The sequence below is a fragment of the Caballeronia udeis genome, from assembly GCF_001544555.2.
Taxonomy (GTDB): Bacteria; Pseudomonadota; Gammaproteobacteria; order Burkholderiales; family Burkholderiaceae; genus Caballeronia; species Caballeronia udeis.
Map to the genome: position 1 here is coordinate 1 of NZ_FCOK02000014.1, position 14,844 is coordinate 14,844.

Annotated in this window: 12 protein-coding genes; 3 read left to right on the top strand and 9 right to left on the bottom strand. The window is 61.3% G+C overall.

Translation table 11 applies throughout. The features are described 5' to 3' along the window. Positions 1-154 precede the first annotated feature (154 nt). Positions 155-1,138: a GlxA family transcriptional regulator gene (locus tag AWB69_RS12535; RefSeq protein ID WP_062085233.1), complete on the top strand. Its 984-nt coding sequence runs from the start codon at positions 155-157 to the stop codon at positions 1,136-1,138. 15 nt (positions 1,139-1,153) lie between these two features. On the opposite strand, the gene AWB69_RS12540 is transcribed toward AWB69_RS12535, so the two are convergent. The 3 genes from AWB69_RS12540 to betC form a co-directional block, all read right to left on the bottom strand. Continuing rightward, entirely contained in the window at positions 1,154-2,302 is a 1,149-nt protein-coding gene (locus AWB69_RS12540) for a porin (protein WP_062085234.1), read from the bottom strand. A 264-nt stretch (positions 2,303-2,566) separates the two neighbouring features. Further along, entirely contained in the window at positions 2,567-3,517 is a 951-nt protein-coding gene (locus AWB69_RS12545) for a choline ABC transporter substrate-binding protein (RefSeq protein WP_062085235.1), read from the bottom strand. Positions 3,518-3,585: 68 nt separating this feature from the next. Next, a complete protein-coding gene (betC, locus tag AWB69_RS12550; protein ID WP_062085236.1) occupies positions 3,586-5,124 on the bottom strand; it encodes a choline-sulfatase in 1,539 nt (512 codons plus the stop codon). A 142-nt stretch (positions 5,125-5,266) separates the two neighbouring features. Between betC and AWB69_RS12555 the strand changes: the two genes are divergently transcribed. Then, entirely contained in the window at positions 5,267-6,187 is a 921-nt protein-coding gene (locus tag AWB69_RS12555; protein ID WP_062085237.1) for a choline sulfate utilization transcriptional regulator, read from the top strand. Between the two features lie 137 nt (positions 6,188-6,324). Next, complete coding sequence (gene purU, locus AWB69_RS12560) at positions 6,325-7,209, top strand: formyltetrahydrofolate deformylase (protein WP_062085238.1); 885 nt, start codon at positions 6,325-6,327, stop codon at positions 7,207-7,209. 84 nt (positions 7,210-7,293) lie between these two features. Here purU and AWB69_RS12565 read toward each other — a convergent pair whose 3' ends face one another. The 6 genes from AWB69_RS12565 to AWB69_RS12590 form a co-directional block, all read right to left on the bottom strand. Beyond that, positions 7,294-8,154 carry a glycine betaine ABC transporter substrate-binding protein gene (locus AWB69_RS12565; protein ID WP_062085239.1) on the bottom strand — a complete coding sequence of 287 codons (861 nt, stop codon included), beginning with the start codon at positions 8,152-8,154 and terminating at the stop codon, positions 7,294-7,296. Positions 8,155-8,296: 142 nt separating this feature from the next. Then, entirely contained in the window at positions 8,297-9,508 is a 1,212-nt protein-coding gene (locus AWB69_RS12570; RefSeq protein ID WP_062085240.1) for a hybrid-cluster NAD(P)-dependent oxidoreductase, read from the bottom strand. A gap of 47 nt (positions 9,509-9,555) precedes the next feature. Then, positions 9,556-10,854 carry an aromatic ring-hydroxylating oxygenase subunit alpha gene (locus tag AWB69_RS12575; RefSeq protein WP_062085241.1) on the bottom strand — a complete coding sequence of 433 codons (1,299 nt, stop codon included), beginning with the start codon at positions 10,852-10,854 and terminating at the stop codon, positions 9,556-9,558. A gap of 63 nt (positions 10,855-10,917) precedes the next feature. Continuing rightward, positions 10,918-11,736, bottom strand: a complete 819-nt coding sequence (locus tag AWB69_RS12580) for a drug:proton antiporter (protein WP_062085242.1) — start codon at positions 11,734-11,736, stop codon at positions 10,918-10,920. Next, positions 11,733-12,920, bottom strand: a complete 1,188-nt coding sequence (locus tag AWB69_RS12585; RefSeq protein ID WP_062085243.1) for an electron transfer flavoprotein subunit alpha/FixB family protein — start codon at positions 12,918-12,920, stop codon at positions 11,733-11,735. Before AWB69_RS12585 ends, AWB69_RS12580 begins: the two co-directional genes overlap by 4 nt. Positions 12,921-12,923: 3 nt before the next feature. Continuing rightward, positions 12,924-14,843 carry a (Fe-S)-binding protein gene (locus AWB69_RS12590; protein ID WP_062085244.1) on the bottom strand — a complete coding sequence of 640 codons (1,920 nt, stop codon included), beginning with the start codon at positions 14,841-14,843 and terminating at the stop codon, positions 12,924-12,926. Between the last annotated feature and the right edge of the window lies 1 nt (position 14,844).

Genomic DNA, 14,844 nt, shown 5'->3' on the forward strand with positions numbered 1-14,844 from the left:
CGTTGTTCAGGTATCCAAGGTTAACCGTTTCGTGGAAAAGTAAACAGCCCTTCCGAGCTCTTTTTGAACTGGCCTTTAAGGATTTGGCCCCATTGCGCCGGTAATTTCCGCTTGTTAGCTTGCTAGTCCGATTGCAAATCGCCCCCATCGTGTAATGCCCGCCACCGAAGACTTCCACTTCCTGCTGCTGCCCGAGTTCTCGTCCATCGGCTTCATGTCGGCAATCGAGCCGCTACGCGTCGCCAACCGCTTCCGGGGTGCACTCTACCGCTGGCACATCCTGAGCCTCGACGGCGGCCCGGTTTGCGCCAGCAACGGCATCTCGCTCAACGCAGAAAGCGCCCTGACCGACGTCCGCTCGGCCACCAACGTCATCGTCGTCGCCGGCTTCAACCCGCTAAGCCGCTACACACGCGAACTGGGCGACTGGCTTCGGCGGATGGATCGCCAAGGCGCAACGCTAGGCGGTATTGATACAGGAAGTTTCGTCCTGGCAGAAGCCGGCCTGCTCCAGCACGAGCGCGTGACACTGCACTGGGAAGCCGCATCGGCGTTCCAGGAGCGCTATCCGTCACTCGCGGTCAGCCAGGAGCTATTCGAAATCGACGCGCGGCGGATCACGTGCGCCGGCGGCACCGCCTCCATCGACCTCATGCTCGACCTGATCGGACGCCGCCACGGCGCGGAACTCGCCGCCCAGGTCTCGGAGCAGTTCGTGCTCGGCCGCATCCGGCAGCGCTCGGACCACCAGCGCATGCAGATCGCAGCGCGCTACGGCATCCACAATCGCAAGCTGATCCAGGTGATCGGCGTGATGGAACAACACATGGAGGAACCTCTGTCGCCAGATGCACTGGCAGAGGCAATCGGCGTGACGCGGCGTCAGTTGGAACGCCTGTTTTGCTCGGCGATGAAGGACACACCCACCCACTTCTATCTCGGACTGCGCCTTGCACGCGCCCGCGAATTACTGCAACAAACCGACATGTCCATTACCACGGTCTGCGTGGCGTGCGGCTTCGAATCACCCTCGCACTTTTCACGCACCTACCGTACACGCTTCGGCTCAAGCCCGCGCCAGGACCGCAGTTCGCCACGCGCGACGGCATCCGTTGAGGATGCCGTCGCGACCAGCTGAAACAACTGATAACGCTTAGAACGAGTGCCGCATACCAATGCGAACATCGCTTTGCGTGCTCGACGTCGACGGCGTAAAGCTATAGCCGATCACCGCGTTCACGCCACTCGATGCCTTGAGGTAGTCGCCCGACACGTAGATATCGGTACGCTTGGACAACAGGTAGTGCAGCCCGAGCGAGCCCATGTTCCACTTGTGGCCTTCGAACGCCGTGAACTGGTAACCGCCGTACAGGATCAACGCGGGCGTGAAGTTATACGACGCGCCGCCTTCACCCACGTGCATGTGCGACGACTGTCCGAAACCCTTGATCGTGGTGTAGGTGTAGTTGCCCAACAGCATCAGGTTGCCGAGCGCGTACGACGATCCAATGCCGTAAGTCATCTGGCTGTCGACGTTGAACGCGGTGCTGCTGAACAGGTCGGTCACGGCGCCCGTTGTCGGGTTCGTGGTTGCGACGGTCTGGCCCAGGAAGGTCTTCGTGCCGATCATTGCATACGGGTCGAATGCGTAGATACCGTTCGGATTGTTGAGGCGCGTGACCGCCGTGCCGATCGTGAAGTCGCCGTGCGCGTAGTGCGCGCCCAAACTGTAGGCACTCTTCTCGTGGAAGTCACCCGCAACGTTGCCGAACGAATACAGGCCGCCGAACGTCAGGCCGCTGATATCGGGCGACATGTACTTGATCGAGTTCGGCAAGCGGTCGCCGTTCATGCGGTCGAAGTCGCCCTGGTGGATCGCGTAGCCGCTGCCGAACGAAGAGATGTTGTAACCCTCCATGAATTCGTTCGTCAGGTCGAGCTGGTTACCCGCCGAGATCGTGCCCCACTGGTTCTGCAAGCCCACATACGCCTGACGGCCGAACTCCGCGCCGCCGAAGCCATATTGGCCATTACCGAGGTGGAAGCCTGACTCGAGCACGAAGATCGCCTTCATTCCGCCGCCGAGATCTTCCGTGCCCTTGAAACCAATCCGGTTGCCGTAGGAGACGCCGTCGTCGAATTTGACGACGTGCGAGCCACCCGTGTTGTTGACGTAGGTAATGCCGGCGTCGAGGATACCGTACAGCGTCACGCTGCTTTGCGCGTGAACCAAAGCAGGTGCGGAGACGGCTCCTGCGCTCAACGCCAGGGCCGCCAGCTTTACGGCATTTCGCTTCTTCATCGTTGATTCTCCCTGATACCCGTTTGCACATTTCGTTGGACGAAGCGAGGTCCGCGCTGCTCCGGCGATGGGTTGACATCGCGCAACGCTGCTCGCTCGAGTTTTTATTGCAGAGACCGGCGTACTACAGTGATCTGTCACATCGGATGCGGGTGCATGCACCGAGCTTCAAGCGCATGCACCAGCCTTGCAAAAGTAAGAGGCCATATTTAGTGGGGCTCGACCTTTTGCGACGCAAATCTGTCCAGTTGCGACTCACTGTTGTTATTTGGAACCAAGCGCTGTTTGCACCGCTTGCCATCCATTTGCGCCCGTAGCTGTGGTAACGCGGTCAAGCCAGCCCTTCACCAGGTCCGGGTTGCGCTTGAGCGCTGCTGCAGCAGCGGTATCCACGCTGGTCTTGTTTTGAAGGACGTCGGTGATGATGCCGTTCTCCAGGTCGACATTAAATGTCATCTGCTTGAAAAGACGTCCCACGTTCGGGCATTCATTCGCGTAACCAGCCCGCGAGACCGTATTGACCGTCGCGCCGCCGAAGTTCGGGCCAAAGTATTTATCGCCGCCATCGAGGTAGGTGAGATGGAACTTCGTGTTCATCAGATGCGGTTCCCATGCAAGGAACACGATCCATTTCTTGTCTCGCACCGAGCGTTCGACCTGCGTCAGCATGCCGGTCTCGCTCGACTCCACCAGTTTCCAGCCATTCAGTCCGAAAGCCTTTTCATCGAGCATCTTCTTGATGTTCTGATTCGCCGGCGCGCCCGGTTCAATGCCGTAGATCTTGTCGTCGAACTTGTCCGCGTTCTTCTGCAGGTCGGCGAATGTGTGCACGCCCGCAGCCGCCACGTAGTCCGGCACGGCCAGCGTGAACTTCGCGTTGGTCAGGTTCGGGTGCACCACGTCGATCGACTTCTCATCCACGAACGGCTTGACCAAAGGCCCTTGCGCGGGCATCCAGTTACCCAGGAACGCGTCGACCTGGCCTTTCTTCAAGCCCTGGTAGGTAATCGGCACTGAGAGGTTCGAGACGCTCTGCTTATAGCCAAGCGCCTTCAGCACGACACCGGCCATGGCGTTGGTGGCGTCGATATCGGTCCAGCCCGGGTCCGCCATCTTGACCTGCAGGCAGCTTTCGGGCTCGGCGGCGACTACCGTACCGATGGATGCGCAGAGTGCCGCAATGCAGAATAACGCATGCTTGAAGGGCTTTTTCATGTTGGCTTCCTGTGGGTAGTGTGTGGTTTTGGTTCTGTGGTTTCGGTTGTAATTCAGCAGCTTGGGCTTTAGCGCGTGACAGCGGGAAAACGCGCCATGGCTTCGAGCGTGTCGAGGTCAATGTGATTGCGCATATAACGTTGGCTGGCATCTACCGACGGTTGCCAGTCCCATGATTCGATCACCCCTTGCGTGGTCGCTTCGAAGTGAAATTGCCGGCGCCGCTGGCTTTGCACGACTTCTTCGCGCAGCGCGTCGAGATCCCAGCGCGCGGCGATTTCCTCGCGAAACGCTGCGACCCTCGCCGCATGTTCCGGCAGCGCCGCAAGGTTGGTGCGCTCCAGCGGATCAGCGGTGACATTGAAGAGCTGGTCAGGGTCCGAGGGCGTATGGATGAACTTGAAGTCCCCGCGGCGCAGCATCACGATCGGCGCAACCGCACCTTCGGCCAGGTACTCGCCGATGGCTTCATCGTGTGCCTGCGCCTCGCCGCGCAGATGTGGCACGAGACTCCGGCCATCGAGCGTATCGGGCCATGCGGGTCGCGGCTGGCCACGGCCCAGCTCCACAAGCGTCGGCAGCAAGTCGAGATGCGACACGGAAGCGCTCACATGCGCCGCCTCGAATTGCCCCGGCGCGTGCACGATCAGCGGCACGCGGCAGCCGCCTTCGAAGAATGTCATCTTGTACCAGAGGCCGCGCTCGCCCAGCATCTCGCCATGATCGGACGTCACTATCACAATGGTGTCGTCGGCCAGTCCCGCCTGATCGAGCGCTTCGAGGATCGCGCCGAATTGCGCGTCGACGTAGGAAATCGCGCCGTAATACGCATGGCGAGCGTCGCGGATCTGCTGGTCGGTCGGCGGCGTCTTGTCCGTCTCGCACACGTAACGCAGGCGCTTCGAATGCGGGTCGGCAGCATCCAGCGTGTCGCGGTACGCAGGCATCTGGATGTCTTCGTCGCGGTACATGTCCCAGTATTTCTGCGGAATCGCGTAGGGATCGTGCGGGTGCGTGAGCGACGCCACCACGCAAAACGGCCGCTCGTCCTTCCCCGCTTGCCGCTCACGCGCAATGTCGAATAACTTCTGACGCGTGGTGTAGGTCACCTCATCGTCGAAATCGAGTTGATTCGTGCGCACGCACGGCCCCGCGTCGATCACGGAACTCATGTTGTGATACCAGCTCGGGCGCGTCTCGAAGTCGTCCCAGTCCGGCGTCCAGCCGAAATCCGCCGGATAGATGTCGGTGGTCAGGCGCTCCTCGAAACCGTGCAATTGGTCCGGGCCGCAAAAGTGCATCTTCCCCGAGAGAATCGTCCGATACCCCTCCGCGCGCAGGTAATGCGCGAACGTTAATGTTTGCGATGGAAATTCGGCGGCGTTATCGTAGGCGCCTATTGCCGAGGGCAGCTTGCCCGACAAGAACGAAAAGCGCGACGGTGCGCACAGCGGACTCGCGCAATACGCCGAATCGAACACCACGCCACGGGCCGCGAGCGCGTCCATGTTCGGCGTCTTCGTTACGTGATGGCCGTACGCGGACAACGCGAACGGCGTCATTTGATCGGCCATCAGAATCAGGATATTTTGTTTGCGTTTAAGCATCGGAGCGAGGCTCGAATAGAATCAGGAAAGTGGCGCATCATGGGCAGTACGCACGGCGAATGGCTCGTGTCGCGCACCACTATTGCCGTTCAATTCGCGGCTGTGAAGAGAGCAAAACGTTATGAGCTCATAAGGGGCACTTATGCCGAGACAGGATCGTTTGCCGCCCATGCAGGCGCTCTCGATGTTCGAGTCCGCCGCGCGTCTCGCCAGCTTCACCGCCGCCGCCCGCGAACTGGGCTCCACGCAGCCGGCGGTCAGCCAGCGCGTGGTACAGCTCGAGGAGAACCTTGGTGCGGCGCTGTTCGAGCGCGGACACCGCGGCGTGACGCTCACGGAGGACGGCGTGCGCCTGTTCGAAGCAGTGCGCCAGAGCCTCGACACCATCCGCATTGCCACCAACGACATTCGCGCACGCCACGCGGCGCCCGCGCAGCGCTCACTCAATCTCCTGACCGACTTCGGCTTCGCGACTTACTGGCTGATGCCGCGCCTGTCGCAATTCAAGGCGCTGATGCCCGACGTCGACGTCAGGATCACCACCGCGCAAGACGTGCTCGCCGCCGATCACGATCACGCGGATATCGTGATCGCCTTCGGTCATGCGGCAACGGACTGGGCGGGACGCGGCACGGTCAAATTGTTTCCTGAGCAAGTCACGCCGGTGTGCAGCCCCGCGTTTCTCGCGCGACACGGCAAACCCGCCCATCCGTCGGACCTCGTCAGCCTGCCGCTGCTTCATCTGGAGCCGACCAACCCGGAGCGCTGGCTGTCGTGGCACGGCTGGTTCGCGGCGCACGGGCTCGCGGCGCCCCCCGCGCATCGCGGCATTACATTCAACAGCTATGGCTTCGTCGCGCACGCGGCAATCATGGGCCAGGGCGTGGCGCTGGGCTGGGCGCCGCTGGTGGATGAACTCGTTGCGAGCGGTCAACTGATCCGGCTGTTCGACACGCCGGTCACGACGGACGGCGGATACCTTTTGAATGCGCCGCGCGCTCAAACCACGGCCGTCTGTGCGTTTCGCGACTGGTTGCTGGTTGAGTGCGGCGTAGCGGCCTGAGCTCCCGTGAGCCCGCCTGACGCTCAGATACCAGCGTCACGGCGTTTAGCTTCTAGCCGCCGCCCCGTGCAATTTGTTCTACTGCAATGCATGCGCGCCGCGTTCGCGGCGTCGCGATTTGCATAGTGGAGAACCGCATGACCGGTAATAACGTCGTTGACACCCTGTCTCATCAACTCGTACTGACGGTCGCTTGCCCCAGCGCCGCAGGACAAGTCGCAGCCGTGGTCGGCTTCCTCGACCGGCACCAGTGTTATGTCGATGAACTCACCGTCTTCGACGACGACCTCAGCCAGCGCTTCTTCGTACGCTGCGTCTTCCACGGCGTGGATCACGATGAAACGCTCCAGATCGCCGCGTTGCAGCAGGAATTCACGCCTATCGCCGAGCGTTTCTCCATGACGTGGGCAATCCACAAGGTGGCGGCGCGGCCGAAGGTGCTCATCATGGTGTCGAAGCTCGAGCACTGTCTCGCGGACCTGTTGTTCCGCTGGCGCATGGGCGAGCTGAAGATGGACATTGTCGGAATCGGGTCGAACCATCGCGATCTTGAACCGCTTGCCGTGCAGCATGGCCTGCCGTTCCATCACCTCCCCGTCACCGCGGACACCAAGCCGCAACAGGAAGCGCGCCTGCTCGATCTGTTCGAGTCGTCCGGCGCGGAGTTGATGATTCTCGCGCGCTACATGCAGATATTGTCGGGCGAGACGAGCCGGAAACTGGCCGCGCGCGCGATCAATATCCATCATTCGTTCCTGCCCGGTTTCAAGGGTGCGAAGCCGTATCACCAGGCGCATACGCGCGGCGTGAAGCTGATCGGTGCAACAGCCCACTTCGTGACCGACGACCTGGATGAAGGTCCGATCATCGAACAAGTGGTCGAGCGCGTGGATCATTCCTACAAGCCGGAGCGCCTGCTCGCAACAGGACGCGACGTGGAATGCATCACGCTCGCGCGTGCGGTGAAGGCATTCATTGAACGGCGCGTATTTATCAACGGTGACCGGACGGTGGTGCTGTAATCAGCCCTTTGAAAAATCCTCCGAAAACGACAAAACGCCGCTAAGCGGCGTTTTGTCGTTTCGTTAAAGCTGAAGCGCGGACGTTTAATTCGTCCAGCTCGCCACGCGGTCGCTGTGAGCGTTGATCCATGCATCGGCAGCGGCGGCCGGCTTGGCGCCGTTCGTCGTTGCAAGCATCACGCTGTCGATCTCACCCGGTTGCCATTGGAACTTCTTGAGGAAAGCGACCACGGTAGGCGCCTTCTTTTCAAGTTGCGGATTGACGATGTTGTCCACGTGCTCCGCTTCACCGAACACCTTCTTCGGATCTTCCAGGAATTTCAGCTTGTACTTCGCGAACATCCAATGCGGTTTCCAGCCTGTCACAATGATCGGCTTCTTCGCGTTTTCCGCGCGCGCCAGTTCTGCCGTCATTGCGCTGCCCGAGCTCGGCATCAACGTGTAGTCGAGGTTGTAGGCCTTGATCGCCTCGCCCGCTTTCTGCATCACGCCGGCACCTGCGTCAATACCAACGATCCGACCGCCAAACTCCGCCTTCTTCGCTTCAAGATCCGACAGGCTCGTGACGTCCACATCTTCCGGCACGATCAGGCCGATCTTCGCGTCAGGAAAGTTGGTGCCAAGATCGACGACCTTCGACTTGAAGGTCTCCCAGTAGGCGCCGTGCGTGACCGGCAACCAGGCGCACAGCGTCATGTCGAGGTCGCCGCGCGCCACGCCCTGCCACATTACGCCCGCCGCGACCGGTACGAGCTGCACCGGATAACCCAGCTTCTTCTCGATGATCTGCGCCGCCACGTTCGTCGTCGCCACGCTGTCGTCCCAGCCTTCCACGTAACCGATCTTGATGGTCGGTTTCGCATCGGCGGCGATCACACCCGCGCTGGTTGCAGCCAGCGCAGCACTTAAGGTGCTTAAAACAAGCAGTTTTTTGATCAGTCTCATTGTCGTACTCCCCTTTGCGGTCCACACCATTGAGGCTTTAGAATCACCGGCCAGAAAAGCGCCGACTGGTTATTTTTCGACACCCAGTTGTCTGGATGCGACCTCGTTTTATCCCGGGGCGTCGCCGACCCTGATGAATACCCTACTTATCGACAACAAGGTCCGTCAGCGGCTTGCTGCAACACAAGAGAACCATGCCCTGGTCGATCTCGCGCTGACGGATGCCGCCGTTATGTTTCATCTCGACTTCACCGGACAGCAGCTTGACCTTGCAAGTGCCGCACATGCCTTGCGTACACGACGCCGGCAAACGCACGCCCGATTTCTTCGCTGCGTCCAGCACATGCTGCGCGCTGCCGCATTCGATCTCGCGATTGCTCTTGGCAAAACTGACCTTGAACGTGGTCTCGACAGGCGCGGGGACGAGTTCAGGCGACAGGTCGAAGCCAACCGCGCTTTCCCGCATCTCGGCGAATGTCCCGTTGGACTGCAATGCATCGGCCACATGAGCAGTCGTCAGTTGCGCCGCGACCTCCGCGATCGTCTCGAAGGAAAAACTTTCCTCGTGATAATGGGTGGTGTCGAAACCGCCTTCGGCGAGCAGATCACGGACTGCCTTCATGTAGGGCGCCGGACCGCAGGTAAAGATTTCCCGCTCCAGAAAATCCGGTGCGATCAGCTTGAGCAAGGGCAGCGTGAGGAAACCCGTCACGCCGGGCCAGTTCGTACGCGCGCCGACTCGTTCGCATACAAACGCCGTGCGGAAGTTCGCCTGGTTCGAAGCAATCAGGTCGAGTTCGCGCGCGAAGATGATGTCGTCGGGCGTGCGCGCGCTGTGCACGAACACAATGTCGCGGTCCTCGCCGAGTTCGTGATGGGCACGGCTCATGGACATCAACGGCGTGACACCCGATCCCGCCGATAAAAACAGGAACTTGCGCGCCGGATGCCGCGCGCACGTGAACTCGCCGGCGGGCCCCAACACCCTTACCTTGCCGCCTGTCTGAAGATTATCGTGCAGCCAGTTCGACACCTTGCCGCCCGGCACGCGCTTCACCGTGATGGAGATCGTGTGCGGACGCGTAGGCGGCGAGGAAATCGTATAACAGCGATTGATCGATTCGCCGTCTATCTCCAGCTCCAGCGTGATGAACTGGCCGGGCTCGAAAGCAAAGGTCCGTTCCACCGGCGCACGAAAGAAAAAACTCTTTACGTCGTGCGTTTCCTGACGAACGTGGCAGCAGACGAGCGTGTCGTCCGTGTCGCTGTCCCAACGAGCGGGAAGCGTGCCCCAGAACTCGGGCTGGGTCACTCGGTTCGGGGCAGGCTCGAACGTCGCCTGATCGCGCATCATCTGTTTCTCCGCTATAGCTTTGAGTGCGACGTTGTTTGTGCGGTCAGTTACCGCTTGAACGACACGACTTTCTCGTCGTGCGCGGTAACGCTCGCTTCATCCGGCGTGTTGGCGTAATCGTCGAGTCGAGCGATATACCACTCGCAGAATTTCTCCACGAGCCCTTCCGTGAACGGCGAATACGGACCCGGTTCATACGCGCTGCTCGTCGCGCCGAGTTGCGAGAATTCCACCAGCGCACGGTCCTGATCGTTCGTCGCGCGCCAGACGGCGGTGAGGTTGTCGACGTCGTAGTCAACGCCTTCCACTGCGTCCTTGTGCACGAGCCATTTGGTGCGCACGAGCGTCTCGTCTGCCGACAATGGAATCACCGAGAAGCTCACAATGTGATCGCTCATGAAGTGATGCCACGAATTTGGCTGCGTCCAGAACGAGAGACCTCCCAGATCGGCTTGCTGGAAACCGCCCAGCAATTTCTTCGATGCCACCTTGGCGTCCATCGTCTGGGACTCGCCGCTGCGGTCGAGCGGCAAACGTTGCGTGCGAAAACCGCTGACAAGGTCAGCCAGCCGGTCGATTTCCTTCGACGGGAGGTTCATCGCTTCCCATTGCTTCGTGCGTTCTTCGACGGTCCTGTCGAAGGCCGCCATGGCCTCTTCGTTGTCGGCGGAACGCTGGTAACCGAAGCCATATTCATAGAGCGAGATGGTCAGCTCCGGATGGTTCGCGACGCAGTGATAGCACTCGCGATTGTTCTCCATCGTGAGCTTCCAGTTGCCCTTTTCGATGATGTCGATCGCGGCGGCCACCTTGCAGTCGGCCAGGCCGTGCGGCAGCAAATACGGTTCCATCGAAGCGCGCAATACGGCGAAATCGGCCGGCGGTGTTTCAGCGAGACAGACAAAAATCAGGCCCGCGAGATTTTCAAGGTGGACCTTCTTGAGGCTGTGCTTGCACTTGTCGAACTGCTCGCCCATGTGCTCGGCGAACATCAGGTCGCCGTTCAGGTTGTAGGTCCAGCTGTGATACGGGCACACGATATTGCCGAGCGAGCCTTTCTCCGAGCTGCACAGGCGTGCACCGCGATGCCGGCAGACGTTATGGAACGCGCGGATCTGCATGTCGTCGTCGCGCACGATCAGGATGGAATCGTTGCCGAGTTCCACGGTCATGTAGTCGCCCGCTTCCGGCACGTCCGGTTCGACCGCGACCTGGATCCAGTGCCGCCGGAAGATCACGTCCATGTCGAGCGCGTGGATTTCCTCGCTCGTGTAGAACGGCGCTTCCAGCGTGTGGCCCTTCTTGCGGCGTTCGATCATTGCGCGAACGTCTGCGGAAACTTTCATCGTGTGCTCCGTGTTTTGGTGCCCCGCCCGACCTTGAACGGGCGGGAATTTTCGTATCGGAAATCAGTAATCGACGAGTTGATGCTCGCGCAAATACGCCAGGATCACTTGTGCTTTTTCGACGGAAGTCCCTTCAATTACGACGCTGCCACCCCGGCTTTCCGTAGTCGTGGCCGAGAGCATGCGCGCGTGGCCCGAACGCTTTTCGGCCGCCGCCAGCCGCACGGGTTTCGCCGTCGCGGGCTTGATCGACCAGCGCACGCCTTCCGCCGAGTTGGCGGCACTCACCAGCACCGGTTCGATCGCGCCTTCGCGCAGTTTCGCGTACGCGTATCGCGGCGTGGCGTTGGCCATGGGATGCACCACAACCAGCGTAGGCAAGCTTGCCTGCACACGCCGGCGCAACCCTTTCGGCAAGAATTGCCGGACGGTGACTTGTGTGGCATCGACTCCCGCTTCAACGTCCGCTTCAATGTCGATATCCACCGCCGATGCAAGCAGCGCAACGCCCAGGGCGTCGGCGAGCTGGTAGGGCAACATGCCGCTGTCTTCCGTGCCTTCCGCACGCGTGCCGGTCAGCACGAGGTCGCAACCCTTCAAGCGTGCGGCGAGCGCCGGCGCGATTTCATCTCCCGCGGCTACGGCCAGCACTTCCACCTTTGCCGCACCCAACGCGAGATATTCGCGCAATGCGGGATTGGCGGGATCGCCTGCGTGCAATACGTCGAGGGTCGCCTGATGCTGGGCGGCGAGCCGCATCGCCAACGTCAGCGCGGCGGCGTCGTTACGGCTATAGCGCGCGGTGCCGCTCACCGGATGACGGCCGACCGAGACGAGGACGGCAATCCTGCTTAAGCGCTTCGTGGTCGATGCCTGGCTCATGCGAGCGCTCCTTCCAGCTTGGCTGTACTCGAAGCTGCGCCGCCGGACGCGGCCATTGCGCCCGGGTTGGCACGTGCGTTACGCGCCGCGGCCGCGGCTTCGGTCAATGCCGCGATTGTTTCCTGCGCGTCGCCGATGATCGTCAGGTTCGCGCGTTTTGCGATCGGCGCGCTAGCGTCGAGATTCACCGCAATCACGTGCCGGCAATCCTTGATGCCCTGCAAGTGCTGCACCGCGCCGGAGATACCGAACGCGATGTAGAGGCTGGCGTCGACCGTCTTGCCCGTTGCCCCGATCTGTTTGTCGCGGGGAAACTTGCCGTCGTCCACCGCCACCCGGCTCGCGCCAATCGCAGCGCCTACGGTGCTGGCGAGACGCTCGAACGCGGGGACATCCGTCACGCCATTACCCGCTGACACGATGAAATCGGCCTCTTCCAACGCCACTTGCGCGGCATCTATTTCTTCGATGCCCAAGTCTTTGTAGGGACTCGTGTCCGGGTGGCCGTCAGCGAAAAACTGCTCCGCTGCAACCCGCTCGCCTGCGCCGACGAACGGCAACCTTGCATCGACTGCATTCGGGGCCAGCAGGATCACGTCGGGAAGCGAACGCACGGCAAACGCCTTGCGCGCATGGGCATAAACCGCCACGTGCGCGGCGTCTATTTCAATCACCTGCGCGGCCACGGAAGCTCTCGCTTGCGCCGCGTACCGGCGCCCGAGATCACCGTCGCCCGTCGCGTTGTCCGGGAGGAAAACATGCGCGGGAGAATACGCCCCGACACAGGCGGCGAGCGCGTCCAGCGCGGCATTGGGTGCGAACGCACGACGATCGAATGCAGGCATCTCGATCACCTTGTCCGCGCCGAGCGTGGCCGCGTCGTCCTTCAATTCGCCCAGGACAAGCAATACGACTTGCGTTGTCGAGTCTGCAAGCAGCGCGGCTGCCGCAAGCGTCTGGCGCGCGTGGTCATCGAGGGAACCGCGGTCGCTGTGCGCCGCCACGAGCAAGGTACGTTGCGTAGTCGTAGTCGTGCGACGCGGTTTCACCTGTTCACGATGCCCGCCCAGCGCACCAGCGTGAATGTCGCCCGCCACGCCGACAAAACCCAAAGTAATGCGCTTGAGCCCTTCAGCCGTGATGGAAAACGGCCGGCGTGGATCGATTCGTTTGATGGTGTGCATTGCTTACTCCAGCGCCGCTGCAACGAGTTCAGCCACGTCCAGCACTTCCGGCCGAGTACCTACTACGCCTTCCAGCATCGCCGTGCAGTTCGGGCATCCGACCGCGACAATCTCCGCGTTGACCGCGCGGGCGTCGTTGATACGTATGTCAGGAATACGCTGCCTGCCGGGGATGTCGGTGAGCGGCGCGCCGCCGCCACCGCCGCAGCATCGTCCGCGCATGCCGTTGCGTTCCATCTCGACCACCTTGATGCCGATCGATTTAAGCAACTTGCGCGGCGCTTCCGTTTCACCGTTATAGCGGCCTAGATAGCACGGGTCGTGATACGTCACCGTCTTGCCGGCGGCGAGCGCGCTTTCAGCAGCCGGCGTGAGCTTGCCGCTGGCGACGAGCTCAGCAATCAGCGACGTGTGGTGCTGTACCTCATAAAGGCCACCCAGCGCGCGATACTCGTTGCGCAGGCTGTGCATCACGTGCGGATCGGCGGTGACGATCTTCTTGAACGAATACTTCGACAACGTCGCGATGAGTTGCGTCGCCAGTTGCTGGAACGTGGCTTCATCGCCGAGACGACGCGCGGTGTCTCCGGTATCCGTCTCCACGCCGCCAAGCACCGCGTAGTCGACACCGGCCTTGTTCAGCACCTTGACCAGCGCGCGCAGGGAGCGCTGATAGCGCATGTCGAATGCACCTTCGCCTGCAATAAGCAGCACATCGACCGGACGCCCCGGCTGCGCGACTTGCACCTGCAGATCGACGGACCAGTCGTAACGCGCACCGATATCGAAGCCGTTCGCGCTACCCGTCTCGCGCAAGTTCGCGAGCGTTTCAGGACCCTTGCCCGGCACGATGCCTTCAACCAGCGTCTGGTTGCGCCGCATATCCACAATAGCGTCCACATGCTCGATCAGCATAGGGCACTCCTGAACGCAGGCGCGGCAGGTGGTGCAGGACCAGATCGTGTCCGCTTCGATCATCGTGGAAATCAGCGGCTTCGACGGTGCGCCCGAATGCTTGCCAAGCGGGATGCCGGGCGTCGGGCTACCGGCATACGCGGCGTCCGACCCACCGACCATACCCGTCACCAGGTCCTGGATCAGCTTCTTCGGGTTCAGCGGCTGACCCGCTGCGAACGCGGGACATGCCGCCTCGCATTTGCCGCATTGCACGCAGGCATCGAAGCTCAGCAATTGATTCCAGCGGAATTCAACCGGCTTGCCCACGCCGTATTCCTTCGCATCCAGCACGGGCATCTTGAGCGCGGTCGGCGGGACGACATCATGCTCGTGGTTGCGTCCGGTGAAGCGCTCTTGCCGGGGATGAAATGCGAGATGCAGCAACCCCGCGAGCGCGTGTTTCATCGGACCGCCACGGGCTGCGCCGAAGGTCATCGTGAAAGCACCCGCGGCAATCAGCAGCGCGACGATGATCGCCAATGCGCCGGACATTGCCGCAGCGGGTAACACGATGAACAGCACGAGCCCAAGCGCAAACGAACCCAGCAGCAGCGGCAAGCTATCCCACGGCCCGCGCGACAACCGCACCGGCACGGCCTTCGCTCCATGCCGGCGGCGCCATACGAACACCGCACCAACCAGCATCACGAGCGCCGCCAGGAAGATCAGCTTGTCGAGCCACGGCGAATAGATAGCCAGCCCGTAGTTGAGGAACACGAGCGCCATGGCTGCAATCGCACCGCCGGCTGTCGCCACGTGCGTCTTCGCAATATACGGATCGCGTGCGACTACATGGTGCAGATCGACGAAATAGCGCTTCGGGATGGATAGCAAATTGCCCCAGCCGTACGCACCCGCAGCCGTCGCGCGACCCTCGCGCCAATACGCGGCACGTTTGAAAAGTGCGAATGCCAGACCCGCCACCGACAACCACAACAACGCGGTAATGACAAACACCGGGCTCATT